Raw genomic sequence first — 25,145 nt, forward strand, 5'->3', positions numbered from 1 at the left:
AGGGTGAGCCGAGGGACCCTCACCCCTTCGTGGGTGCCCGGCCGTCAGCGGCTGTCGAGGTCGTCCGCGAAGTGCCGGAAGCCGCGCCGCTCCCGGTGCATGCCCCACAGCATCTCGGCCAGCACGGCGGGGTCCTTGCGCGGGTGTCCGGGCGTGATGGCGCCCGGGACGACCAGTTGTGCGACGTGGACGCCCTCGGGGGCCAGCCGTTCGTGCAGCAGGTGCCCGTAGGCGCTCTCCGCGGCGAACGCGATGGACGTGCCGGCCCGCTCGATGTGGGGCACGGCGGCGGTGCCCCCGTTGACCAGCAGGATCGTGCCGCGCCCCAGCTCCCGCATCCCGGGCAGCACCTGCCGGACGGCGGCCACGGGACCGTACACCGAGAACTCGATGGGACCGGTCAGCTGCCGGTGCCCGGTCTCCAGCACCGGCAGCATGAAGTCCCGGTGCGGCACCGGGCTGTACTGGAGCACCTCCACGGTCCCCAGTTCCCGCCCGGCCTCGGCCAGTGCGCCGGCCAGCCGTTCGGGCTCGCGCACATCGGCGGGGAAGCCGCGCGCGCGGATGCCGTCCGCGGCCAGTTCCCCGGCCAGCGCGTCGAGCCGTGCGCGGTCACGGGCGACGAGGGCGACGTCGTACCCCTCCCGCCCGAACCGGCGGGCGACGGCGGCACCGAGCCCGGGTCCCGCTCCCACGATGGCGACGGTGTTCACGCCCACCATCCGTACCCCACGGCGGCCCGTCCCGCACCCCGGCCGGTCAGGCCATCCAGAAGAACACGGCGGTCATGCGCTTCTCCGCCAGCGTGTCCCCGGTGTAACCGGTGGCGCTGTGCACCAGGTTGGCGTTGTAGAGGAGCAGCCGGTTGTACTTGTGGGGGACGCGGACGTCCTCCTCGAAGGCGTCCGGGGCCACGAAGCGGGTGCCCAGGGCGTCCACCAGGTTGTTGTGCGGGGCCTGTACGACATTGCCGCCGAGCCGGCCGCCGGGCAGGTGCTGGCGGTAGAAGCTGGTCCCGCAGTCCTTGGGGACACCGGGGTTGAGGTACAGCACGGCCGCGTACCGGCACAGCGCCCGCGAGTCGGTGTGCGGGCGGGGCTCGCTCTCGCCGGCGCCGACGACCTGGACGCAGTTGTGGTTGAGCGTGCCGCCGCCGGGCGCCCGCTGCACCCACAGCCTCCCGGCGCCGGTCGCCTTGCGCACCAGCTTCTCGACGACCGCGAGTTCACCTGGTTCCAGGCCGGGCATGGCGCGCAGGCCCGGCCAGGACTCGGACGTGTACGGGTGCCCCTTCGCCCAGTCGTCCTTGGCCAGGCACCGCGCGCGCACCGCGTCCGGGTCGGGCAGCACGTCGTCCAGGACCCAGTAGTCGCGGCCCCTGGTCGGCTTGCGGTAGGGCAGGACGGGCAGCGCGCCCGCGGGTCGGGCCGCGGGCGGCCTGGGGGCCGGCTGTGGGGACATGCGGCGAATCTAGGCCCGCGCCGCGGCGGCCTTCTCCCGAGGACCGGTCAACCTTTCCCCAACCGTGTGTCATGTACACCAATGCCTGGCAATCCCCAGGTCACCCGCGGTCCTCGACCGGTCAGGCGAGCCAGACCGTGGTGTCCGGCGGCAGCCCGCCGTCCCCCGGCAGCGGCGCGCTGCTCAGCAGCACCTCACTCGGCGGCACCGCCACCGCCTCCGTCCCGAGATTGGCGACGCACCGCCATCCCTCGCCGCGCCGGAAGTCCAGTACCCGCTCGGGGCATCCGGGCGTCCACTCCAGTTCCTCCCCGCCGAGCAGCTTGCGGCGCAGCCGCAGGGCGGTGCGGTACAGCTCCAGCGTCGACCCGGCCACCCCGCTCTGCGCCTCGACGGCGTACGCCGCGAAGGACGCGGGCTGCGGCAGCCAGGCGCCGCCGGGCCCGAAGCCGTAACTCGGTCCGCCGGTCGTCCAGGGCAGCGGCACCCGGCAGCCGTCGCGACCCTTGCGGACGTGCCCGGTCTGCTCCCAGATCGGGTCCTGAAGCACCTCGGCGGGCAGATCGGCGACCTCGGGCAGCCCGAGTTCCTCGCCCTGGTAGAGGTAGGACGACCCGGGCAGCGCCAGCATCAGCAGGGTCGCCGCGCGGGCCCGGCGCAGCCCGGCCGCCGTGTCGATCGCGGGCGCGTGACCGCCGGACAGCAGCCAGGCGTCGGGGTCGGTGCCGGGCGGCAGGACCAGCCGGGAGGCGTGGCGCACGACGTCGTGGTTGGACAGCACCCAGGTCGCGGCGGCCCCGGCGGCGCGCGCGGTGGCCAGCTCCTCGGTGATCACCCGGCGCAGCCGCGCCGCGTCCCACGGCGCTTGCAGGTACTCGAAGTTGAAGGCCTGGCCGAGTTCGTCGGGGCGGGCGTACAGCGCGCGGCGGGGGCCCGGCACCCAGGCCTCGGCGACGGCGCTGCGCGGTGGCCGGTAGGCGTCGAAGACCTTGCGCCAGTCGCGGTAGATCTCGTGCACCTCGTCACGGTCCCAGTGGGGGTGGTCGCCGGGCGGCACGCGAAGCAGGGCGGTCTCCCCGGCGGCGCCGATGTCCCCGAGGTCGCGCAGCGGCTCGGTCAGGTCCTTGGCCAGGCCGTGCGCCACGTCCACGCGGAAGCCGTCCACGCCCCGGTCGGACCAGAACCGCAGGGTGGTGCGGAAGTCGGCGCGGACCTCCTCGTTGTCCCAGTTGAGATCGGGCTGTTCGGCGGCGAACAGGTGCAGGTACCACTCGCCGTCGGGCACCCGGTGCCAGGCGCTGCCGCCGAAGACGGACTGCCAGTCCGAGGGCGGCAGTTCACCGTGCGCGCCGCGCCCGCGCCGGAAGACGTACCGCTCGCGGGCCGCGGAGCCGGGGCCGGCCCGCAGCGCCTCCTGGAACCAGGGGTGCAGGTGGGAGGTGTGATTGGGCACCAGGTCGACCACGACCTTCAGGCCCAGCCGGTGCGCCTCGGCGACCAGGGCGTCGAAGTCGTCCAGGGTGCCCAGGCGCGGGTCGACGTCCCGGTGGTCGGCGACGTCGTAGCCGCCGTCGGCCAGTTCGGACGGGTAGAACGGGCTCAGCCACAGGGCGTCCACGCCGAGCGTCGCGAGATGCCCGAGCCGCCGGGTGATGCCCCGGAGGTCGCCGAGCCCGTCGCCGTCGGCGTCCGCGAAGCTGCGTGGGTAGACCTGGTAGATGACGGCCTGACGCCACCAGTCGGGGTTCCTGGAGGAGAGGTCTGCCATGCGGGCTCCCTTCAAGACGGTTGCAGGGAATCTGTCCACATTGCCCGGAAAGCGAACCTTGGAAACCGGACCGGCCCGTCAGCGGCCCCCGACGGTCTCCAGGAACAGCCGCGCGTACCGCTCCGCGTCCACCGCCAACCCGACGTCGACCAGGGCCTGTTCGCGCCGTCCGTGATGGACCTCGGACTCGCCGGGCCGTGTCCGGCGGTCCACGATCGTCTGGCCGCGCGCGGGGCCGGGGGCGAGGCAGACCTCGACGGGCAGCGGCCGGGTGGTCAGCCCCGCCGGATCGGCGACCGCGCACACCGCGCCCGCGTCCCCGAGGCAGCCCGTCTCCTCGGGCCCGTCGGGGCGGTGCCCGAGCAGCCGGCCGGCCAGCCGGGCCCCCGGCTCGGTGCTCGCGCGCAGCCGCCGCGCCCACGCGCCGGTCACCACCACCTCCCGGAACACGTCCAGGCCGTACATCGTGATCGGCACCCCGGCGGTGAGCAGGACGGCCGCCGCCTCCGGGTCGTGCCAGACGTTGAACTCGGCGACGGCCGTGGCGTTCCCGGCGCCGACCGCGCCGCCCATGAAGACGATCCGCTCGATGTTGCGGGTCACCTCCGGGTGGGTGCGCAGCAGCAGGGCGATGTTGGTCAGGGGCGCGGTGGGGATCAGGGTGACCGGCCGGGGCGAGGCCAGGATCTCCCGGCGCAGCAGGGCCACCGCGTCCACGTCGGCGGGGGCGCGGACCGGCTCGGGCAGCCCGAGGTCCCCCATGCCGTCGCCGCCGTGCCAGCCCGAGGTCCGGGCCGGCTCCAGCAGCGGCCGCTCGGCGCCCCGCCCCACCGGTATGGCCGGCGCCCCGGCCTGCTCCAGCACGGTCAGGGTGTTGCGGACCACCCGGTCCACGTCCGTGTTCCCGGCGACACAGGTCACCGCGCGCAGTTCCAGGCCGGGGTGGCGCACGGCGAACAGCAGCGCGAGGGCGTCATCGACACCCGTGTCGCAGTCGATGATCACGGGGACGGGCTGCGGACCGGGCACTGCGGACTCCTTCGGCTGACGGGACCCGAACGTTAGTTCAACGCTTCCGTCACTCCCACAGCCCGGTCCCGCGGGCCGCCACCCGCGCGGCGATCCGGGACAGCAGCTCCGCCACCGGCAGCTCCCCGGGCCGCCGCCCGTCCCGCAGCCGTACCGCGGCCTGGCCCGCCGCGGCCTCGCGGGCGCCGATCACCGCCACGTACGGCACCAGGCGCGCGGCCCGGATCCGGGCGCCCAGGGAGCCCTGGCCGGGCCCGGCCGGCTCCGCGCGCAACCCCCGCGCCCGCGCCTCGGCCACGACGGCCGCCGCCCGCTCCTCCTGCTCGGCGCCCACCGGCAACACCACCAGCTGGACCGGCGCCAGCCAGACCGGGAAGGCGCCGACCGGCCGGGACGGCGACGGGTTTTCTCCGGCCGCCGACTCCCCCGCCCGTCCTCCCGGTCCTCCCCCGTCCTCCCGGCTCCTCACCCGTCCGGGCCCGCGCGCTGGTGGGGCGTCCGGGGCGGTGGTGCCGTGGGAGGAGGCACCAGCACCGGGAGGCACCGCGATGTACGACGGCATACGACCGCACGGACGCCTGCTGACCTGCCTCATAGGCGCCGGCCTCCTCGGCGTCGGCGGCTGCGCGGCCCTCACCCTGAAGCAGCCGGAGACCGCGCCGCAGCCCCTCCCGACGATCGACCGCCCCTCCCGCGACGCGCAGGCCCCGGTCCGGCCCGACGGCTCCACCCTCAGCGACGGCCAGGCGCAGTCCGCGCTGCTCACCCAGTCCGACCTCGGCGCCCCCTGGGCCGCGACCCGCGGCGCGGCGACCTGGCGGGACGGGCTGCTCAAGGCGAGCACCTCGACCGGCGACTGCCAGAAACTCCTCGACGCCCTCTACAGCGACCAGTTGCTCGGCGCCCCGGCCCGCGCCGCCGTCGGCCTGGACGACGCCGACACCGACGCCCAGCTGCGCTACCAGATCGGCGCCCGCCGCCCGTCCGACGTGGACGCCGCACTGGCCTGGCTGCGCACGATGCCGGCCCGGTGCGCCCGGTTCACCGCCACCACCCAGCAGGACACCCAGGAGGACGTCCGGGTCACCGAACTGCCCCTGCCCGAGGTCGGCGACGCCCGCCAGGGCCTGCACATCACCCTCGACGCCACCACCTCCGACGACGAGGAGAGCCACCTCACCCTCGACATCGCCGCCGTCCGCGTGGGCGACGACGCCTTCGCCCTCACCAACGGCGGCCTCGCCGACGTCCCCAACGACGCCACCCAGGCGGCCGTCCAGGTGGGGGCGCTGCGGCTCGCGCAGGTGCGCAAGGAGGGCCGGGCGGAGGTGTAGGCCGGTTTCAGAGCGGCGGCTGAGCCGGTGCGGGGCCCAGCGTCGTGGTGCCCGGGGCGGCGCGGTGGCCGAGGCCGGTGCGGTAGGCGTCCAGGGCGGCCTCGACGCGTCCGGTACGGCGCAGCAGATCGCCGAGGAGGCGGCACAGGTCGGCCAGGTCACCGGCGGCGCCCGCGCGTTCCAGCAGGCTGAGGGCGCGCACGTAGTGCTCCTCGGCGGACTCGGTGTCGCGGCCGTCCTCGGCGATGATGCCGAGCAGCCGATGCGCGGCGGCGGCGTGCACGGCGCCGCGCTCCGAGGAGAAGTCGCCCAGCACCCCCTCCAGCAGCTCGGCGGCCTCCGCGGACCGGCCACGCCGGTGCAGCACGTCGGCGAGTTCCACCGCGGCCTGGCTGCGGTAGAGGGCGGCCCGGGTCTGCGACAGCATGTCCAGCGCCTGCCGCAACTCCGCCTCCGCGGCTTCGAGGTGGTCGTTCTGCGCGTGGACGTAACCGCGCATCCAGTGGCAGTGCGCCAGCTCGGTGCGCAGGCTGAGCTGGCGGTACAGCTCGGCCGCCTTGGCGAGGGAGGCGTCGGCCTCGGCGGCGCGGCCCTCGGCGAGCAGGGTGCGGGCCACCGAGCGGTGCATCCGGGCGATCAGCGCGGGGTCGCCGGACCGCGGGGCGAGCGCGAGGGCGAACTCGGCGGCCTGGGCGGCGCGGGCGTGCGCGCCCATGTCCAGATAGGGGCCGATGGCGCTGGCGTACAGCAGCAGCAGCGCGTCCGGGTCGTGCAGACCGCCCCGGTTGAGTTCGTCGAGGGTGGTCTCCAGCAGGTAGACGGCGTACCGGAGTTCACCGGCCAGGTAGTGGGCGACCGCGCGGCCGCGCACGGCGGGGACGCGGGCCGCCGGTGAGGCGTCGGCGAGCTGTTCCTCGGCCCGCTCGAAGTGGGTCCGGGCATCCGTCAACTCGCCCGTCTCCAGCGCGCATTCGCCGAGCCCCAGCAGGGCGGCGGCCTGTTCGGCGACGAGTGCGTGCGCCTCCGCCTCGGCCAGCAGGTCCGTGTAGCGCGCCGCCGCCTCCTCGGCCCGGCCGTCGGCCAGCAGCCGCTGCGCCTCGGTCAGCCGCAGCCGCAGCTCCGTGGCGAGGTGGGCGGGGCGGCCCAGCGCCAACTCCTCGAAGCTCACGCCGAGCCGGTCCGCGATGTGCCGCAGCGCCTCGTCGGAGGCGCGCACCCGGCCCGCCTCCAGGGTGGAGATGTACGCCGGGGTGTAGGCCGGCTCCGCCAGTTGCCGCTGGGTGAGCCCGCGCTGGGCACGCAACTGCTGCACCCGTCGTCCCACCGTTCCCGGATCGTCCCTTTCCCGCACCACCCGCACCCCCAACTCCCCCTGTCCGCCTTGCTGTTCGGGTCCCACTGCCTCTAGGTTAAACGGCGGATTAAACCTGCTTAATACGCCGCTGTCGTGTTGTGAGGTCGCCGTGTCCGGACGTACACCCGGTTCCTGCGGGAATTCCACCGCGCGCAGGGCCGTCGCCGCCGCCGTGGTCGCCGCCACCTCCCTGATCCTCGCGGCCAACGCCTGCCCGGCCCGCGCCACGGTACCGTCGACTCCCGCCGCGCAGGCCACCGTTGCGGACACAGCGGCCCGGCGCTGAACCCACCGGTGTCGAAAACCCCGGCACCCGCCTAACCTGCCCGCATGACCTCTGCCGCCGCCCGCACCGCGCTGGACCTCACCGCCGACCTCCCGGTCGCCGGTCTGGAGGACTTCTACCGCGATCTGCACCGCCACCCCGAGCTGTCCCTGCGCGAACACCGCACCGCCGGCAAGCTGGCCGGCCGGCTGGCGGACGCCGGGTTCGAGACGGCGGAGGGCGTCGGCGGCACCGGGGTCGTGGGCCGGCTGGCCAACGGTGAAGGACCGACCGTGCTGCTGCGCGCCGACATGGACGCGCTGCCGGTCCCGGAGGCGACCGGGCTGCCGTACGCCTCCGCCACGGACGGGGTGATGCACGCCTGCGGCCACGATCTGCACGTCACCTGGCTGGCCGGGGCCGCGGCCGCGCTGGCACGGGGGCGGGACACCTGGCGCGGCACGCTGCTGGTGGTGGGGCAGCCCGCCGAGGAGACCGGGCAGGGCGCCCAGCGGATGCTGGCGGACGGGCTGTACGAGCGGTTCGGGCGGCCCGACGTGCTGCTCGGCCAGCATGCCGCGCCGGGCCCGGCGGGGCTGTACCCGCACGCGCCGGGGCTGATCATGTCCGCCGCGACGGACGTGGACATCGTGGTGTACGGCAAGGGCGGGCACGGCTCGCGCCCGGAGGCGACGGTGGACCCGGTGGTGACCGCGGCCTACCTCGTCACCCGGCTGCAGACGGTGGTCTCCCGGGAGGTCGCGGCGGGCGAGTCCGCGGTGCTGACGGTGGGCCGGATCGAGGCGGGCACCCGGCACAACATCATCCCCGGCGAGGCGCGCATCGCGCTCAACCTGCGCACCCAGTCCGAGGCGGTACGGCAGCGGATGCTGGCCGCGATCCGGCGCATCGCCCAGGGCGAGTGCCTGGCCGCCGGCTGCCCCCGCGAGCCCGACGTCACCCTCGGCAACACCTTCCCGGTGACCGTGAACGACGCGGACACCGACCGGACCGTGGCCGCCGTGCACGCCGAGGTGTTCGGCGCGGGCACGGTGTTCGACCCGGGCCCGGCGATGGGCAGCGAGGACTTCCCGGAACTCTCGCTGAACAGCGCCATCCCCTACTCGTACTGGTTCGTCACCACCACGCCCGCCGACGTCTGGGACCGCTCGTCCGGCGACACCCTCGCCGAGAAGCTCGCCGCCGTTCCCAGCAACCACAGCCCCCACTTCGCCCCCGACCCGGCCACGGTCGCCCCGGGCGTGCGGACGCTGGTGTCGGGGGCCCTGGCGCTGCTGTCGGAGGCGTGAGCCGGTTCAGGTCCGCTGCAACCCGCGCAGCTGCCGCTGTACGTCCTCCAGCGCGCCCTGCCGGCGCCCCGGCACCCTGGAGCGCAACTCCGCGAGCGCGGGCCCCAGTTCACGGGCCCGCGCGGGGTCGTCGACACGAGTCCACTGGTGGTGCGCCCGGTCGACGGCGGCCTCCACGGCGGGCGCGTCGGGGGCCTGACCCGCCGCGAGCCTGGTCTCGGCCACCGTCATCCAGCCCCGGCAGCTGCGCCCCGCGTCCCCCGCGAACATCGCCAGGTCGGCGCGCACCTCGGCCCAGTGCAACGCGTCCTCGGACGCCGGCCCGTGCTCCCCGACGGCCGCCTCCTGGAGCCGTGCCGCGATCGCGTCGGCCTCCTCGTGCCGCCCGTCCCGCACGGCGTCGCTGATGGCGACGTGCGGATCGCCCCCGGCCTCCGGGAGCCCGGCCGCGGGGGCCGGCGGCAGCGGAGCGGCGGAGCCCTCCGCCCGCACGACGTCCCCCGGCCCCTCGCCCGCGCCGGGCTCCGCCGGTTCGGCCACGCCCGCGTCCCCGGCCGCGCCCCCGGCGTCGACGGCCGCGCCGGAAGCCGGCCGGACGTCCTCGGCGGACCCGGGTCCGAAAGCGCCGGCCCGCACCGCGTCCGGCACGTCCACCCGCTGCCCCGGGATCGCGCCGGTCCCCGCGTACCCGCCGGTTTCCGCGTACCCGCCGGGGTGCTCGACGCCCGCCACCGGGCCGAACCCGCCGGACGGCGCGGCGGGATCCGCCCGTCCGGGGCCGGCCACGGCGGCGCCCGGGGGCGCGCCGAACCCGTGGTCACCGGGACCGGCGTACGCGGCGACCTGCGGCGGTCCCAGCAGGATGTCGACGGCGGTCTCCTCCGCGATGCGGGCGAGGGCCTGGTGGTGGAGTTCGTCCAGCGGCGGACGGTGACCGCTGCGCAGCAGGGTGGCGACCGTCTTCATGTACGTCGGCTCGGCCGGCCCCCGGCGCCCGCGCGGCGGTGCGACACGGCCGTAGACCGCGGCCGTGCGGCCCGCGTCCAGCGGCTGTTCGTGCAGGTGCCGCCAGGCCTCCGGGTCCGCGTGCAGATCGAGGAGGAGCGCGGTCCGCCCGGGCGGCCGCAGCCGCAGCTCCTCGCGGATCCAGTGCCAGGGCAGCGCGGTGTAGCGGACCGTGGCCGGGGTGGTGCGGGCCAGCGCGAGATGCGGCAGCCGCTGCCGGCGGTCCAGGTGCAGCTGGCCGGTGAGGTACACGGTGAGCGGTCCGGGCGCGGCCGCCGCGGCCCGCAGCCGGGTCAGCACGCCCTGCGGGTCCACCGGGTCCGCGAGTTCCACGACGTTGGCGGTGTCGGTGCCGGACAGCACGGCGGGGGCGACGGCGGCCAGCACCGGCAGCACGGAGGCCGCGTCCACCAGGCGTCCCCGGCCCAGCGGCGCGGCCGCCAGCAGCAGCACGGTTCCGGGCATGGTCCCTCCCCCTGTAGGCCCTGCGGTCCCTGTGGATCCGCACTCTCCCGCCAGCACCGTAACCGCTGCGACCGCCCCGACGCGCCTCAGGACGCCGAACTTCCCCGTTCCGGGTCCTCGCCCGCCCACACCCGGTCCGGCAGCCATCTCCCGCTGTCCCACCCCGGGAACACCGCCGTCCGCGGTGCTTCGTCGCCGACCGGGAGGCGGCGCACCGCGAAGATCGTGGTGTCGTCCGCGAGCACGCCTCCGCTGTGCCGCCGCACGCCGTCGTGGACGCGGCGCACCAGGCGCTCGGGCTCGGCGCAGCACGGATCGGCCGCGACGGCTTCGGTGACGTCGCCGAGCAGGTCGTAGAACTCGCCGTGCCGGTCCCGGGCCTCGGTCACCCCGTCCGTGTACAGCAGCAGCGTCTCGTCCTCGGCCAGCGGCACCTGGTGCACCGGCGGCAGCCCGTCGGCCAGATCGCTCAGGCCGATCGGCAGCCCTTCCCCGCAGGGCAGCTCGCGCACCCCGCGCGGGCCGGCCACGAGCGGGGCCTCGTGCCCGAAGTTGACGATCTCGACCGTGTCGGGGGCGTCCCGGGAGAAGGCGACCAGCACCGCGGTGGCGAACCGGTCCCCGTCGCGGCGGCCGATCGCGGTGGTGTGGATGCGCAGCCGCAGCATCCGGATCTCCAGGCGCTCGGCGACCGTGCCGAGGTCCTTCTCGTAGTAGCCCGCCTCCCGGAAGCTGCCGAGCAGCGCGGCGGCCGCCTCCACCGCGCCCGTCCCCTTGCCCTGGACGTCCCCGACCAGCACCCGGGTGCCGTACGGCCCGGGCTGGATGTCGTAGAAATCGCCCCCGACCTGCGCCTCCACGTCCGCGGGGAAGTACGCGCCCGCCTGTTCGAGACCCGCCCAGTGCTCGGGCAGCGGGCGCAGCACGGCCCGTACCGTGGCCGCCGCGACGTCCTCCATGCGCAGCGCGTGCCGCTCCTGCCGCACCCGCAGGGCCGAGACCACCGTGGCCAGCGCACCGCCGAGCGCGACCAGCAGGAAGTCGGCGAAGCCCGCCCGGTACTGGTCCGGCCAGGCGTTGTCCACCAGCACGTACGCCACCAGCGACACCACGCAGAAGCAGGCCGTGGTGCGCACCCCGCAGATCGCCGCGGCGATGCCGGGCACCAGCACGGTCCAGGAGACGAACCGGTACTCCGCGCCGGTGTTGAAGTCCAGCAGCACGATGCCGACGAGCAGCAGCGACGGCAGCAGCCAGGCGTAACCCTGGCCGCAGAGCCGCCGCGGGTGGTGCCGCGGGTACGTCATCCGGTTCACACCGGCCGAGTCTCCAGGTTCGGCCGGTGAACACGCCGGGCGCTGCGCCGTCCGAGTTGCCGGGGCGGGCGCACAGGTGTGCATTGGAAGGCGAACGGGGGCGAGGAGAGAGGAGTGCTCACATGACCCATGCGGCACCCGCACCCGGTGGCATCCCCCGGCGCGCCCCGGCGCCCGAGGTGCAGGCCGCCACCTCCCCCGACCAGCGCCGTACCCCCGACGTCTTCGACGCCCGCACCCACCGGATCGGCCGGATCGTGATCCCGGTCGTCCTGGCCCTGGTCTACGGCTACTGGGTCGCGGAGATGAACCGCTCCGGCGGCCCCGTGACCGGCTGGAACCTGCTGCTCGGCTTCGGCAGCGCCCTCGTCTTCGCCGTGTTGTGCATCGCCCTGCTGGCGCTGGCCCCACGGATGATCCGGGAGGTGCACGCGCTGCTGTGGACGGCGTTCGTCGGCTGCGCGTTCGGCTTCCTGTACAGCCAGGGCGGCCATTCCGTCGCCCGGACCGTGCTGATGTCGCTGCTGATCTCGGCGGCCACCTTCATCGTCTTCTTCTACCGGTACTACACACGCGAGGACGCCTTCGGACGGCGGATCCGCTGAGGCCGCACCCCCCGTGCGGCGGTCGCCCGGACGGGCGCCCCCCGGTGGCGCCCCGGCCCCGCCGGCCGTTGCCTGAAAGCGTGCCGCAACGCCTCAGGAGCGCCCTGTCGGCCGTACTGATCACCCTGTCCTGCCTGCTCGTGCCGTTCGGCGCGCTGGCGGTCTGGGCGGCGTACGGACTCACCGACACGGGCCGGTACGTCACCACGATGGCCCCGCTCGCCACCGACCCGGACGTGCGGGAGGCCGTCGCGAACGCCGTCGGGGACAGCCTGCTCCAGGAGGTGGACCACCGGCTCGACGTCGGCCCGCTGCGGGGCTCCGTCCGCCCGTTCGTGCACGACGCCGTTCGCTCCTTCACCCAGACCGAGGCCTTCCGGCTGGCCTGGGACACCGGCAACCGGGTCACCCACGACGCGGTGCTGCGGGCGCTGCGCGACGACCGCGACGACGCGGCCGCCGAGCCGGTCACCGTCGACCTCGCCCCCGTCACCGCCCAGGTCAAACAGCAGCTCAGCGACGAGCACATACCGCTCGCCGCCCGTATCCCGGTGCAGCACACCACTGTCGCCGTGCTCCCGGCCGACGAACTGACGTCGCTCCGAAAGGGGTTCCACGTGCTCGAAGTCGCCGGATTCTGGCTGCCGGTGGCGGCCGTGGCCTTCGCCGCCGCGGGGATCGCCCTGGCCGTCCGCCGCCGCCGGGCCATCGCCGCGACCGCGCTGGGCACCGCCCTCGGCGGCGCGCTGCTCGGTCTCGCCGTGGCGATCGGCCGCCGTCTCACCCTCGCCGGCCTGCCCGCCGACGTGCCCCGCCCGGCCGCCGGCGCCGTCTACGACGCCCTGACCGGCACCCTGCGCACGGTCTCCTGGCTACTGCTCGGCCTCGGCCTCGTGGTGGCCCTCACCACCTGGCTGACCCGGAATCTGCGCCCCGCCCGCCTCGTGCGACGGTGGCGAGGGTCTCCAGAGCCCGCGCCAGCGTCGGCTCCGGAGCCGAACCGAGCCCAAGCCTGACCGCGTCCGGGGCGCGACCTGGCCCCACCGAGAAGGCCGTACCGGGCGTGACCGCGATCCCGTGTTCGCGCGCGGCCGCCGTGAAGGTGTCCGCGCGCCACGGCGCGGGCAGCTGCCACCAGGCGAAACAGGCGGCCGGGTCGGAGCGCACGGCGAAGCCGGCCAGCTTCTCCGCGGCCAGCCGCTGCCGGCGCGCCGCGTCCCGCCGCTTCGCGGCCACCAGCCGGTCCACGGTCCCGTCGGCGAGCCAGCGCACGGCCGCCGCCAGCGCGAACCCGCCCGCGCTCCACCCCCCGGCTCGGACGGCCCGCGCCACCGCCTCGCCCCGGCCCCGCGGCACGACGACGAACCCGACGGTGAGACCGGGCGCGACCCGCTTGGACAGCCCGTCCACGAGGTGGACGAGGTCCGGCGCGAGCGCGGCCAGCGGCGGGACCCGGCGCGGACCCGGCTCCAGGAAGGACCAGATCCGGTCCTCGACGACCGGTATCCCCAGCCTGTGGACGACGTCCGCCAGCTCGGCGCGCCGGGATGCGCCCATGGTCAGCGCGGTCGGGTTGTGCAGGGTCGGCTGGAGGTAGAGGGCGGCCAGGGGCGCGGTGCGGTGGACGGCGGCGACGGACTGCGGGCGGACGCCCTCCTCGTCCATGGCGAGCGGCACCAGACTCAGCCCGAGCCGGCCGGCGATCTCCTTGACCAGCGGATACGTGAGCGGCTCCACCCCGACCCGGTCGCCGGGGCGGGCCAGCGAGGCGAGCGCCGCGGCGATCGCCTGCCGGCCGTTCCCGGTGAACAGGATCCGTGCCGGGTCGGCCCGCACCCCGCCCTCTTCGAGCAGCGCGGCGAACGCCTCCCGCGCGGCCGGGGTCCCGGCGGCCCCGGCCGGCCGCAGCGCGTCCCCGAGCGCGTCCGGCCGCAGCAGCGGCGCGAGCGTCCGGGCCAGCACCTCCGACTGCCCCGCCGCCTCCGGGTAGTTCAACTCCAGGTTCACGGGCGGTGCCCCGGCCGCCGCCTCGGTCAGGGCGTGCCCCGGCTGTCCGTCCGGGGCGGTGGCCCGCACGAAGGTGCCCCGCCCTACCTCGCCCACCACCAGTCCCCGGCGCACGAGTTCGGCGTACACCCGCCCCGCCGTGGAGGGCGCGAGCCCGTGCCGCCGCGCGAAGGCCCGCTGCGGGGGCAGCCGCTGCCCCGGGCGCAGCCGCCCGCTCGCGATGTCGGCGGCTATCCGGTCGGCGATCCGCCGAAAGTCGTTCATCGGTCCCCCTGTTGGTCTGGCGCGTCGGCCGAGCCGCGATTGCACCGAGGGCAAAGATCTTATTGCACCGAGCAATTGGGGCCGCCTAGGGTCGATCACATGCCCCCGTACCTCGCGTTCACCGACAAATCCCCTGATTCGGCTTCCACCGGTTGCCCTCTGGTGCTGATCCACGGGCACCCCTTCGACCGCACGATGTGGGACCCGCAGGTGGCGGAGTTCTCCGCCGGCCGCCGGGTCGTCGCCCCCGACCTGCGCGGCTATGGCGCCTCACCGGTGACTCCCGGCAAGGTCCCGCTCTCCCGCCACGCCGAGGACCTGGCCGAACTCCTCGGCTTCCTGGGCGTGGACACCTTCGTGCTGGCCGGGCTGTCGATGGGCGGCCAGATCGCCATGGAGTGCCATGACCGCTTCGGCGACCGGATCCGGGGCCTGGTCCTCGCGGACACCTTCGCCGAGCCGGAGACCCCCGAGGGCGTACGGAACCGGAACGCGATGGCGGACCGGCTGCTCGCGGAGGGGATGCGGGGTTACGCCGACGAGGTGCTGGACCGCATGGTCGCGCCGTACGCCCGCGCGGAGGTCAAGGCGCACGTCCACGGCATGATGACCGCGACGGCCGCGCAGGGCGCGGCGGCGTCCCTGCGCGGGCGGGCCGAACGCCCCGACTACCGGGGCCTGCTGACCCGGGTGGCCGTCCCCGCGCTGGTGGTGGTGGGCGCCGACGACACCTACACCCCTGTCGCCGACGCCGAGTCCCTGGCGCGGTCCCTCCCCGACTCCACCCTGGAGGTCATCGAGGGGGCGGCCCATCTGCCCAATCTGGAGCGCCCGAAGGAGTTCAACCGGGTGCTGGGGGATTTCCTGGCACGCGTCGACGGTGCGCCGTAGGGGTTCGGGGCCACACCGCGGACATCCAGGGCCGCTAACCTTACGTGTCCGTCCTGGCCAGCGATTGACGGTGTCACCTCACGCGAAGGGTTGCACACATGGGCATTCTCACTCTCCTGCGGAACGCATTCGGCCGCTCACGCAAGTCCCGAGCCGCCGAGGCAGAGGGTGCGACGGCCCAGCCCCCGGCCGAGCCGGCCCAGTCGGTGGAACCGGCCGAGCCGGTCCCGGCCGAGCCGGCGCCGGCGGTCCCGGAACCCCGCGACCCGGCCGCTCCCGCCCCCGAGCCGACGGCGACGGTCCCCGAACCCCGCGACTCCACCGCCGAGGAACACGAGCTGGTGGCCGCCGCCTTCGACAAGGTCCGGGTACCGAACCCCTCGGCTCCGGCGGACGACGCCCCCGACACGTCGACCACCGAAACGACGGCTCCCGAGACTCCCGAACGGAAGCCCGCCACCGAGGGGGCCACGCGAGCGGCCGACACGGTGCCGGAGACCGACGCGGACACCAAGCGGGTCACGGGTGCCGGGGGCGGGGGTGACGCCGAGGCGGACGTGAAGACGGAGGCGGAGGCTGACACCGACGCCGAGGCGAAGGCGGACACGGAGGTCGAGACCGACGCCGTGGCCGGGTCGGAGACGGTGGCCGAGGCCGAGGGCGGGTCCGAGGCGGACGCCGTGGCGAAGGCGGACGCGCAGGCCGACGGTGACGCCGAGGCGAAGGCCGACGCCGAGGCCGAGGCGGACGCCGTGACGGCCGCCGAGGACGAGTCCGAGCCGACCGGCGAGCCCGAGGCGGAGCCGACCGCTGAGGCGAAGGCCGACACCGAGGCGGCGGAACCCGCGGCCGACACCGAGACCGGCGCTGAAGCGCGGATGGAAGAAGCGCCGGCGGCAGAGCCCGCACCGGCGGACGAGGTGACCCCGGCGGCGACGTCCCTCGTGGACGAGCCGGAGACGGCCGAGGCAGCGGCCGACGCCGTCACGACGGCCGAGGGCGATCCCGAGGCGAAGGCGACGGCCGAGGAAGAGACGGCGGCAGAAACCGCGCCGGCGCCGGAAGCACCGGCGGACGAGGTGGCCGCGGAGCACGTGGACGCCCCGGCGGCCACGCCCGAGCCGTCGGAGACCGGGGCCGCCTCCCCGGAACCGACGGAGACCGCGACCGCGCAGGCGGAGCCGGTCGCCGAGACCGAGGCGTCTTCGGAGCCGGTCGCCGAGACCGAGGCGTCTTCGGAGCCGGTGGCCGAGGAGGAGCCGGAAGCGGCACCCGCCGCGGTGACGGAGGCGGAGCCCGAGCCGCTGACGGAAGCGGCGGAGGAACCGGCCGCGGCTGAGCCGGAAACGGCGGCCGCCGCCGAAGCCGAGCCCGCCGAGGAGGCTGCCGCTCCCGAGGCCGAAGCCGTTCCGGAGTCGCAGGCCGCTCCCGCCGAGACGGAGCCGGAACCGGCCACCGCCGAAGCCGAGCCGACCGAGACCGAGCCGGAGGCAGCACCCACCGAAGTGGCCGCGCCCGCCCGGGAGACCGCCACCCCCGACACCGGCGCCGAACCGGAGACGGAAGCCACACCGACCGAGCCCGAGCCCGCCCAGGAGACCGCCACCCCCGACAGCGAGCCCACCGAGCCCGCCGAGCCGGTCGCGCCGGAGGCACCCGCCGAGGATGCCGGCCGTGCCCCCGCCACCCCCCTCCCCGCCGTCCAGGCCGCCGCCCCCGCCCTCGCCGCGGCCTACACCGCCGCCGTCGAGCCGCTCGCGAAGACCGACCTCACCGGGACCCGCGCGAAGCTCTACCTCGTGCTGGACCGCTCCGCGAGCATGCGGCCGTACTACAAGGACGGCTCCGCGCAGGCCCTCGCCGACCAGGCCCTCGCCCTCGCGGCCCACCTGGACCCCGAGACCACGGTCCACACCGTCTTCTTCTCCACGGAGGTCGACGGCACCACCGACCTGACCCTCACCCCGGAGCACGCGACGAGGATCGACGACGTCCACGCGGGCCTCGGCCGGATGGGCCGGACCAGCTACCACGCCGCCGTGGAAGCCGTACTCGCCCACTACGACGAGCACGTCGCCCCCGGCACCCCGGCGCTGGTGGTGTTCCAGACCGACGGCGCCCCGGACGCCAAGACGCCCGCGACCCAGGCCCTCACCGCAGCGGCGGAGAGCCACCCCACGGTCTTCTTCTCGTTCGTCGCGTTCGGTGAGCACGACAACAAGGCGTTCGACTACCTGCGCAAGCTGAAGACCCCCAACACCGCCTTCTTCCACGCGGGCCCCACCCCCCGCGAGCTGACGGACGCGGAGCTGTACGAGGGCGTCCTCGCCACCTGGCGGCCGTGAGCCCACGGGCGGATGACCCGACGAACGCCTGACCGGGGGGTGGACCGAGACGTCCACCCCCCGAAACACGTGTGAGGCGATCTCCGCGGGACCAGTAGGATTTCGCCTTATGGCGGCCACTGGATCCGAGAAGCAGGCGGGGAAGGCGTACTACGTCTCCACGCCCATCTACTACGTCAACGACGCTCCTCACCTGGGCCACGCCTACACGACCGTCGCAGGCGACGTGCTCACGCGCTGGCACCGCCAGCGCGGTGAGAAGGTGTGGTACCTCACCGGCACGGACGAGCACGGTCAGAAGATCATGCGCACGGCCGAGGCGAACGGGGTGACGCCCCAGCAGTGGGCGGACAAGCTCGTCACCGAGGCCTGGAAGCCTCTCTGGGAGCACCTGGAGATCGCGAACGACGACTTCATCCGCACCACCCAGCAGCGGCACACCGACCGCGTCCAGGAGTTCGTGCAGGACCTGTACGACAAGGGCGAGATCTACAAGGGCGGCTACGAGGGCCCCTACTGCGTCGGCTGCGAGGAGTACAAGCTCCCGGGCGAGCTCCTCGACGGCGAGGGCGAGTACGCGGGCCAGAAGCTGTGCCCCATCCACAAGCGTCCGGTGGAGATCCTCAGCGAGGAGAACTACTTCTTCCGCCTCAGCGAGTACGGCGAGAAGCTCCTCGCCCACTACGAGGCCAACCCGGGCTTCATCCAGCCCGAGTCCGCGCGCAACGAGGTCGTGAACTTCGTCCGCCAGGGCCTGCAGGACCTCTCCATCTCCCGCTCGACCTTCGACTGGGGCATCCCGATCCCCTGGGACGACAAGCACGTCATCTACGTGTGGGTCGACGCCCTGCTGAACTACGCCACGGCGGTCGGCTACAACGAGAACCAGGAGAAGTTCGAGGAGACCTTCCCGGCCGACGTCCATCTCGTCGGCAAGGACATCCTCCGCTTCCACGCGGTGATCTGGCCGGCCATGCTGATGGCCCAGGGCCTGCCCCTGCCCAGCAAGATCGCGGCCAACGGCTGGCTGATGGTCGGCGGCGAGAAGATGTCGAAGTCCAACCTGACCGGCATCAAGCCGCAGGACCTCACCACTCACTTCGGCGTCGACGCCTACCGCTGGTACTTCCTGCGCGCCATCGCCTTCGGGCAGGACGGCTCCTTCTCCTGGGAGGACTTCTCCGCCCGCTACACCAGCGAGCTGGCCAACGACTACGGCAACCTCGCCTCCCGCGTGGCCGCCATGGTCGGCAAGTACTTCGGCGGCACCCTGCCCGCGGCCACGGCGGACGGCTCCGCGGAGGCGGCGGTGCACGAGGGTCTCGCCAAGGCGGTCGCCGAGGCCGACCGGAAGATCGGCGAGGAACTGGACTTCCAGGGCGGCATCCTGGCCGTCTTCGAGTTCGTCAAGCAGGTCAACGGCTACATCACGGAGCAGGAGCCGTGGAAGGTGGCCAAGGACGACTCCGAGGAGGGCCGGGCCCGCCTCGCGACCATCCTCTACACCGCCGCCGAGTCCCTGCGCGCCGTCGCCGTCCTGCTCAACCCGGTGATGCCGGAGACCTCGCAGAAGCTCTGGGACTCCCTGGGCGCAGAGGCGTCCCTCGGCGCGCTCGCCGAACAGCGGGTCCAGGACGCGGGCGACTGGGGCAGGCTTCCGGCGGGCTCGACCGTCACCAAGGGCGCGGTCCTCTTCCCCCGCTTGGAGGAGAAGCCGACCGCCTGAGGCAGCGCACACCCGAAGGACCCGGAAGCCGCACCGCTCCCGGGTCCTTCCCGCATCCGCCGTCACCGGCGGCCCGTCTGGCAAAGTACGGATGCCGTGAACCTTCCCGAACCCCACCGGCGGCTCCTCGCGGACGCCGTCACCGCGGGCGGACCGCACGGTCTGGTGCTCGCCGGCGGCTACGCCCTCCAGGCGCACGGACTGGTCCGGCGCCCGCACGCCAACGTGGACCTCGCCACCGAGAGCGCCGAGCCCATGGACCGCCTCGCCGGTGCCCTCGCCGCCGCCCTGGAGGCGCGCGGCCGTGCCGTGCGCCCCGGCGCCGCCACCGAGCGCACCGCGCAGCTGACCGTCACCGACCCGCCGACCGGTGAGTCCTGTGTCCTCGCCCTGCACAAGGAGAGTCTGTGGGGGCCGCCGGAGCTCACCGAGTACGGCCCCACCCTCTGCCTGGAGGACGCCGTCGGCACGAAGATCCGCGCGCTCTACGACCGGGGCGCGGCCGTCGACCTGATCGACGCCGAAGCGGCGGCGGCCCGCTTCTCCCTGCCCGATCTGGAGGAGCTGGGACGCCGGCACGCCCATGACGTCTTCGACCTGCCCACCCTCCAGTCCCGGCTGACCGGCACGGACTTCTACGCCGACGCCCAGTTCACCCGGTACGGCCTGGACGAGGCGGCGCTCACCGGGCTGCGCGCCTGGGCGCAGCGGTGGTCCGACGACATCGCCGAGCGGCTGCTGGAGGATGGCGCCTCACCCGACGTGGAGGACACGGAGGACTCGGAGGGCGGGGACGACGCCGAGTGACGCGAAACGCCCGGGACCCCAAGGGCCCCGGGCGTTTCGACGACCACCGGAGGGACTACTTCGGCTGCGGCTTCCTGATCTCCAGGTGCAGCTCGCGCAGGCGGGCCTCCTCCAACTCGGTCGGGGCGCCCATCATCAGGTCCTGGGCGTTGCCGTTGAGCGGGAAGGCGATCGTCTCGCGGATGCTGGGCTCGTCCGCGAGGAGCATGACGATGCGGTCCACGCCCGGGGCGATGCCGCCGTGCGGCGGGGCGCCGAAGCGGAACGCGCGGAGCATGCCCGCGAACTTCTCCTCGACGGTCTCCCGGTCGTAGCCCGCGATCTCGAAGGCCTTCAGCATGATCTCCGGCTCGTGGTTCCGGATCGCGCCGGAGGACAGCTCGACACCGTTGCAGACGATGTCGTACTGCCAGCCCAGGATATCCAGCGGGTCCTGGGTCTGAAGGGCCTCCAGGCCGCCCTGCGGCATCGAGAAGGGGTTGTGCGAGAAGTCGATCTTGCCGGTCTCCTCGTCCTTCTCGTACATCGGGAAGTCGACGATCCAGCAGAAGCGGAAGACGTTCTCCTCGAAGTGGCCGGCGCGCTTGGCGGCCTCGACGCGGACCGCGCCCATGATCTTCGAGACCTCGTCGTACTCGCCCGCGCCGAAGAAGATCGCGTGGCCGGGGGCCAGCGAGAGGCGCTTGGTCAGCTCGGCGACGTTCTCCTCGGTGAGGAACTTGGCGATCGGGCCGGACAGCGTGCCGTCCTCGCCGACGCGGACCCAGGCCAGGCCCTTGGCGCCCAGCGAGACCGCGTAGTCACCGAGCTGGTCGAAGAACTTGCGCGGCTGGTCCTGGACCGCCGGCACCGGCAGCGCGCGCACGTGCTTGCCGGCGAACGCCTTGAACTCCGAGCCCTCGAAGACATCGGTGATGTCCACCAGCTCCAGCTTGGCGCGCAGGTCCGGCTTGTCGGAGCCGTACTTCAGCATCGCCTCGCGGAACGGGATCCGCGGGAAGGGGGAGGTGACGTGCCGGCCGCCGCCGAACTCCTCGAACAGCTCGGTCATGAGCTTCTCGATCGGCTGGAAGACGTCCTCCTGCTCGACGAAGCTCATCTCGACGTCGAGCTGGTAGAACTCGCCCGGCGAGCGGTCGGCGCGGGCGTCCTCGTCGCGGAAGCAGGGCGCGATCTGGAAGTAGCGGTCGAAGCCGGAGATCATCAGCAGCTGCTTGAACTGCTGCGGGGCCTGCGGCAGGGCGTAGAACTTGCCGGGGTTCAGCCGGGAGGGGACGACGAAGTCGCGGGCGCCCTCAGGGGAGGTCGCGGACAGGATCGGCGTCGCCATCTCGTTGAAGCCGAGCGCGGTCATCTTGTGGCGGATCGCGGAGATGACCGCCGTGCGCAGCATGATGTTGCGGTGCATGCGCTCGCGGCGCAGGTCGAGGAAGCGGTACTCCAGGCGCCGTTCCTCGTTGACGCCGTCCTCGGCGTTGATGGTGAAGGGCAGCGGCTGGGCCGCGCCGAGCAGCTCGACCTCGGTCACCTCGACCTCGATCTCGCCGGTCGGCAGGTCGGGGTTCACGTTCTCGGTTCCACGTGAAACAACCTTGCCGTCGACGCGGACCGTGGACTCCTTGGAGAGCTTGTCCAGGGCCTCGTAGGCGGGCGTGCCGGGGCGGGCGACCAGCTGCGTGATGCCGTAGTGGTCGCGCAGATCGATGAAGAGGATGCCGCCCAGGTCGCGCCGATTGTGCAGCCAGCCACTGAGCCGGACGTCGGTGCCGACGTCAGAGGCGCGGAGCTGGCCGCAGGTGTGGGACCTGTACCGATGCATCGTCGTTCATCGTCCTTCGCGGATTGAGTTGGTGATCACCGGGGTTGCCGCCCCCAGCTGAACCAAGGGTACCGGCCACCCCAAGATCGGCTCCCCACCATTTGCGGCCCGCGGCCCTACGGTGGCACGCCGCGCGCACATTGTCTTAAATGGGGACAATGCGCACAGGTGAGCCGCTCCCGGCCGTAGGGGACGTCCTCGCCGCCCTCGCGACCGGTGTGTGGCACTGGGACACGGCGGACAAGCTGGTCACCGTGGACGCGGAGGCGGCACGGCTGCTCGGGCTGCCCGCGACGCCGGCCACCCTCACCGAGGCCCAGACCCGGGCCCGGCTGCACCCGGTGGACTGGAACGAGATCACTTCGGTGGTGCAGCTCGCGGTCGCCGAGGACACGCTCGCCGAGGTGCGTGTGCGGATCATGGACGAGCGCGGCGAGGTGCTGCGCGTCGTGCGCAGCCGGTCCAAGCCGTCGTACGACCGCGAGCGGCACGCCTATGTGCTGACCGGCACCCTTCAGGAGGTCGCCGAGCCGGGCCCGGAGGCGGGCGGCCGCTCCACGGTCACCGGGCCCTGGCGGCGCTCGCGGGAGGCGTTCCTGCTGGACGCGGGCCGGGCGCTGGCGGAGGCGCGGTCCACGGCCGAGGTGCTGCGGGTCGCCGCGGGCCTGTCGATGCCGGGGTTCTCACCGGACGGGCTGGTGGTGTTCGGCGTGGAGGGCGACCGGCTGACGATGATCGGCCACCACGGGCACCGGACCGACGACATGGGCCCCTTCACCCAGATGCCGCTGGCCATGGAGTACCCGGCGGCCGAGGTGGTGCGCACCGGCCGTGCGGTGTACCTCTCCTCGCCCGAGGAGTACAAGGACCGCTATCCGGTGACCTGGCCGCTCGCCCGGCCCTTCGGACGCAGCTCGTGGGCGTTCCTGCCGCTGACCGTGGGCGGGCGCACGATGGGCGCCTGGATGGCGGGATTCGCCTATCCGGTGGCCTTCACCCCCGACGAACGCGCGGTGCTGACGACGGTGGCCCGGATGCTCGCCCAGGCCCTGTCCCGGGCGGAGACCGCCGAGTCCGAGCGGGAGCTGACGGAGGGGCTGCAACGCTCCATGCTGCCCTCGCTCGGCCCGCGCATCCCGGGGATCCGGATCGCCGCCCGCTACATCCCGACCGGCGGCGGACTCCAGGTGGGCGGCGACTGGTACGACATGATCCCGCTGCCCTCCGGCCGCTTCGCGCTGGTCATCGGGGACGTGCAGGGGCATGACGTGCGGGCGGCGGGGCTGATGGGCCAGCTGCGGATCGCCCTGCGCGCCTACGCCTCCGAGGGGCACCGCCCGGACGCCGTGCTCTCGCGGGCCGCCCGCTTCCTGCACGGGATCACCCAGGACGAGGAGTTGTCCGACGCGCGCTTCGCGACCTGCCTGTACGTGGCGGTCGACCCGGCGACCGGACGGCTGGAGATCGCCCGCGCGGGCCATCCGGACCCGGTGATCCGGATGGCCGACGGCACGGTGATGAAGCGGCCGACGGCGGGCGGGCTGCCGCTGGGCATCGACCCGGACGCGGACTATCCGACGACCCGGTTCGCGCTCCAGCCGGGGGAGACGCTGATGCTGTGCACCGACGGGCTGATCGAGACCGGCGGGCACGACCTGGAGAGCGGCTGGCGGCGGCTGCGCGCGATCCTGGAGGACCACGAGGGCGACCTGGAGTCGCTGGCCGACGCGCTGGTGCAGGGTGTGCACGGGCCCTCCTCGCACCACACCACCGGCCCGCTGGCCGACCGCCGCGAGGACGACATCGCGCTGGTGCTGCTGTGCCGTCCGGGACGCGGCAGTGACCCGGACGGCGGCGCGGCGGTGCGGCCCCTGGTGCGGCGCGTGCTGCTGCCGGTGGGACAGGACGAGCCCGAGCGGATCGCCGAGGCCCGCCGGTACGTGCGCGAGCTGCTGCACGACTGGGCCGACCCCGACCAGGTGGACTCGGCCGAGTTGCTGGCCTGCGAGATGGTCACCAATGTGCTGGTGCACACCGACACCGACGCCCTGCTGCTGGCCGAGGTCGCCACGGACGGCGACCGGCGCCTGCTGCGGGTGGAGGTCTTCGACACCGGCGACGACCTCCCGCACAAGCGCCGCCCCGGCGAACTCGCCTCGTCCGGGCGGGGGCTGCTGCTGATCGGCATCCTGGCGGACACCTGGGGGGTGGAGCCGAGAGGTGACGGCAAGAGCATCTGGTTCGAGCTCTACGAGCGCTCGGGGGCCGGGGTGCCGGCGGGCCCCGGGGGCTCGGGGCCGGGCGGCGAGGACGCGTAGCGGGTGCGCAGTTCCTGGACGACGCCGAAGGCGGCCGCGGTCAGCGGGACGGCCAGGAGCATGCCGAGGATGCCCGCCACCGAGGCGCCGGCCGTGATGGTGACCATCACCACCGCCGGGTGCATCTGCACGGTGCGGCTCTGGATCACCGGCTGCAGCACGTGCCCCTCCAGCAGCTGCACGGCGAGGACCACGCCGAGCGTCCACAGCGCGATGACGAAGCCCCGGTCGGCGAGGGCGACCAGCACCGCGACCGCGCCGGAGAGGAACGCGCCGAGGTAGGGGATGTAGGCGCCGACGAACACCAGCGCGCCGAGCCCGAGCGCGCCCGGCACCCGCAGGATCAGCAGGCCGACGGTGGTGCACAGGGCGTCGATCAGCGCGATCAGGGTGGTGCCGCGCATGAACCCCTCGACCGCCTCGTAGGCGCGCCGGGCGACGGCCTCCAGGGTGTCGGCGGTGCCCCCGGGGGCGACGGCCCGCAGGGTGCCCAGGACGAGGTGGGAGTCGCGCAGGAAGAAGAAGACCAGGACGAGGGCGAGCACCGCGATGGCGATGCCCTCGCCCACGACGCTGACCCCGCTGATGACGTTGGACGCGGCCGTGCCGCCGAACTTCCGCAGCAGTTCCCGGGAGTTGGCGGCGATGTCGTCCAGGCCGGTCCCGGCGGCGCCGAAGTGCCGGGAGAGGCTCTTGCCCGCGTCGCGCAAGGAGGCGATGATCTCGTCGCCGCTGTCGACGAGGGCGGCGACCACGATGTAGACGGCGCCGCCGACGACGGCGACCACGGCGACGCAGGTCAGCCCCGCCGACACGGAGCGCCGCACACCGGCCCGCACGAGCCGCCGGTGCAGCGGGGCGAGCAGGGCGGTGCCCAGCAGCGCCAGCAGCACCGCCGTGACGGCCGTGCGCAGCTCCCCGCACAGCCGCACCCCGATCCAGCCGACCCCGGCGACGAGCAGCAGCACGACGCACCAGGCGGCGAGCCGGCGGACCGGCTCGGGCAACAGCAGCACGTTCCCAGCGGATCACGGCCGCGGCCGGGTGTCCTGCCCG

20 protein-coding genes and 1 pseudogene are annotated in these 25,145 nt (G+C 74.3%); 10 read left to right on the plus strand and 11 right to left on the minus strand.

Translation table 11 applies throughout. From position 1 onward, the window contains the following. Positions 1-44 precede the first annotated feature (44 nt). From ACSP97_RS17510 to ACSP97_RS17530, 5 genes and pseudogenes are all read right to left on the minus strand, one after another. Entirely contained in the window at positions 45-722 is a 678-nt protein-coding gene (locus ACSP97_RS17510) for an SDR family NAD(P)-dependent oxidoreductase (RefSeq protein ID WP_388292069.1), read from the minus strand. Positions 723-759: 37 nt separating this feature from the next. After that, positions 760-1,461, minus strand: a complete 702-nt coding sequence (locus ACSP97_RS17515) for a DUF6445 family protein (protein WP_355321606.1) — start codon at positions 1,459-1,461, stop codon at positions 760-762. A 121-nt stretch (positions 1,462-1,582) separates the two neighbouring features. Further along, complete coding sequence (locus ACSP97_RS17520) at positions 1,583-3,229, minus strand: glycoside hydrolase family 13 protein (protein WP_440558230.1); 1,647 nt, start codon at positions 3,227-3,229, stop codon at positions 1,583-1,585. 78 nt (positions 3,230-3,307) lie between these two features. Further along, a complete protein-coding gene (locus ACSP97_RS17525) occupies positions 3,308-4,258 on the minus strand; it encodes a nucleoside hydrolase (RefSeq protein WP_440558232.1) in 951 nt (316 codons plus the stop codon). A gap of 49 nt (positions 4,259-4,307) precedes the next feature. Continuing rightward, positions 4,308-4,640: pseudogene (locus ACSP97_RS17530) on the minus strand (His/Gly/Thr/Pro-type tRNA ligase C-terminal domain-containing protein); the annotation flags it as partial. 166 nt (positions 4,641-4,806) lie between these two features. Between ACSP97_RS17530 and ACSP97_RS17535 the strand changes: the two are divergent. After that, positions 4,807-5,592, plus strand: coding sequence for a hypothetical protein (locus ACSP97_RS17535; protein ID WP_440558234.1), 786 nt, complete (start codon positions 4,807-4,809; stop codon positions 5,590-5,592). Positions 5,593-5,599: 7 nt separating this feature from the next. Here ACSP97_RS17535 and ACSP97_RS17540 read toward each other — a convergent pair whose 3' ends face one another. Beyond that, entirely contained in the window at positions 5,600-6,943 is a 1,344-nt protein-coding gene (locus ACSP97_RS17540; protein ID WP_355146835.1) for a tetratricopeptide repeat protein, read from the minus strand. A 112-nt stretch (positions 6,944-7,055) separates the two neighbouring features. Here ACSP97_RS17540 and ACSP97_RS17545 point away from each other — a divergent pair, with 112 nt between their 5' ends. Together ACSP97_RS17545 and ACSP97_RS17550 are read left to right on the plus strand one after the other, a co-directional pair. After that, entirely contained in the window at positions 7,056-7,232 is a 177-nt protein-coding gene (locus ACSP97_RS17545; RefSeq protein WP_435643436.1) for a hypothetical protein, read from the plus strand. Between the two features lie 44 nt (positions 7,233-7,276). Further along, the gene (locus tag ACSP97_RS17550; RefSeq protein WP_358297832.1) at positions 7,277-8,521 is read left to right on the plus strand and encodes an amidohydrolase; all 1,245 of its coding nucleotides are present in this window, start codon (positions 7,277-7,279) and stop codon (positions 8,519-8,521) included. Positions 8,522-8,527: 6 nt separating this feature from the next. Here the strand turns inward: ACSP97_RS17550 and ACSP97_RS17555 are convergent, their stop codons facing one another. Both ACSP97_RS17555 and ACSP97_RS17560 read right to left on the minus strand, forming a co-directional pair. Next, positions 8,528-9,991 carry a hypothetical protein gene (locus tag ACSP97_RS17555; RefSeq protein ID WP_440558237.1) on the minus strand — a complete coding sequence of 488 codons (1,464 nt, stop codon included), beginning with the start codon at positions 9,989-9,991 and terminating at the stop codon, positions 8,528-8,530. An 86-nt stretch (positions 9,992-10,077) separates the two neighbouring features. Then, complete coding sequence (locus tag ACSP97_RS17560) at positions 10,078-11,298, minus strand: PP2C family protein-serine/threonine phosphatase (RefSeq protein WP_440558449.1); 1,221 nt, start codon at positions 11,296-11,298, stop codon at positions 10,078-10,080. 131 nt (positions 11,299-11,429) lie between these two features. Here ACSP97_RS17560 and ACSP97_RS17565 point away from each other — a divergent pair, with 131 nt between their 5' ends. Both ACSP97_RS17565 and ACSP97_RS17570 read left to right on the plus strand, forming a co-directional pair. Continuing rightward, a complete protein-coding gene (locus ACSP97_RS17565) occupies positions 11,430-11,912 on the plus strand; it encodes a hypothetical protein (RefSeq protein WP_355146349.1) in 483 nt (160 codons plus the stop codon). Between the two features lie 80 nt (positions 11,913-11,992). After that, positions 11,993-12,928 carry a hypothetical protein gene (locus tag ACSP97_RS17570; protein ID WP_435643434.1) on the plus strand — a complete coding sequence of 312 codons (936 nt, stop codon included), beginning with the start codon at positions 11,993-11,995 and terminating at the stop codon, positions 12,926-12,928. Here ACSP97_RS17570 and ACSP97_RS17575 read toward each other — a convergent pair. After that, positions 12,816-14,183, minus strand: a complete 1,368-nt coding sequence (locus ACSP97_RS17575; protein WP_355146353.1) for an aminotransferase-like domain-containing protein — start codon at positions 14,181-14,183, stop codon at positions 12,816-12,818. The genes ACSP97_RS17570 and ACSP97_RS17575 overlap by 113 nt on opposite strands. Positions 14,184-14,282: 99 nt before the next feature. Between ACSP97_RS17575 and ACSP97_RS17580 the strand changes: the two genes are divergently transcribed. From ACSP97_RS17580 to ACSP97_RS17595, 4 genes are all read left to right on the plus strand, one after another. Continuing rightward, entirely contained in the window at positions 14,283-15,074 is a 792-nt protein-coding gene (locus ACSP97_RS17580) for an alpha/beta fold hydrolase (protein ID WP_440558239.1), read from the plus strand. Positions 15,075-15,172: 98 nt separating this feature from the next. Beyond that, positions 15,173-17,419, plus strand: coding sequence for a VWA domain-containing protein (locus tag ACSP97_RS17585; RefSeq protein ID WP_440558240.1), 2,247 nt, complete (start codon positions 15,173-15,175; stop codon positions 17,417-17,419). Between the two features lie 109 nt (positions 17,420-17,528). Further along, a complete protein-coding gene (metG, locus tag ACSP97_RS17590) occupies positions 17,529-19,145 on the plus strand; it encodes a methionine--tRNA ligase (protein WP_355146359.1) in 1,617 nt (538 codons plus the stop codon). 96 nt (positions 19,146-19,241) lie between these two features. Beyond that, on the plus strand, positions 19,242-19,952 hold the full coding sequence (locus ACSP97_RS17595) for a hypothetical protein (protein WP_355528711.1): 711 nt from the start codon (positions 19,242-19,244) through the stop codon (positions 19,950-19,952). A 55-nt stretch (positions 19,953-20,007) separates the two neighbouring features. Here the strand turns inward: ACSP97_RS17595 and aspS are convergent, their stop codons facing one another. Next, positions 20,008-21,771, minus strand: coding sequence for an aspartate--tRNA ligase (gene aspS / locus ACSP97_RS17600; protein ID WP_364723806.1), 1,764 nt, complete (start codon positions 21,769-21,771; stop codon positions 20,008-20,010). A gap of 158 nt (positions 21,772-21,929) precedes the next feature. On the opposite strand from aspS, the gene ACSP97_RS17605 reads away from it, so the two are divergent. Next, positions 21,930-24,089: a SpoIIE family protein phosphatase gene (locus tag ACSP97_RS17605; protein WP_355146365.1), complete on the plus strand. Its 2,160-nt coding sequence runs from the start codon at positions 21,930-21,932 to the stop codon at positions 24,087-24,089. Here ACSP97_RS17605 and ACSP97_RS17610 read toward each other — a convergent pair. Continuing rightward, entirely contained in the window at positions 24,020-25,105 is a 1,086-nt protein-coding gene (locus ACSP97_RS17610; RefSeq protein ID WP_355146367.1) for an AI-2E family transporter, read from the minus strand. The two genes, ACSP97_RS17605 and ACSP97_RS17610, sit on opposite strands and share 70 nt — an antisense overlap. Positions 25,106-25,145: the final 40 nt, after the last annotated feature.

Origin of the sequence: Streptomyces sp. SCPE 10 (assembly GCF_051980735.1) — a bacterium.
Classification (GTDB): Bacteria; Actinomycetota; Actinomycetes; order Streptomycetales; family Streptomycetaceae; genus Streptomyces; species Streptomyces misionensis.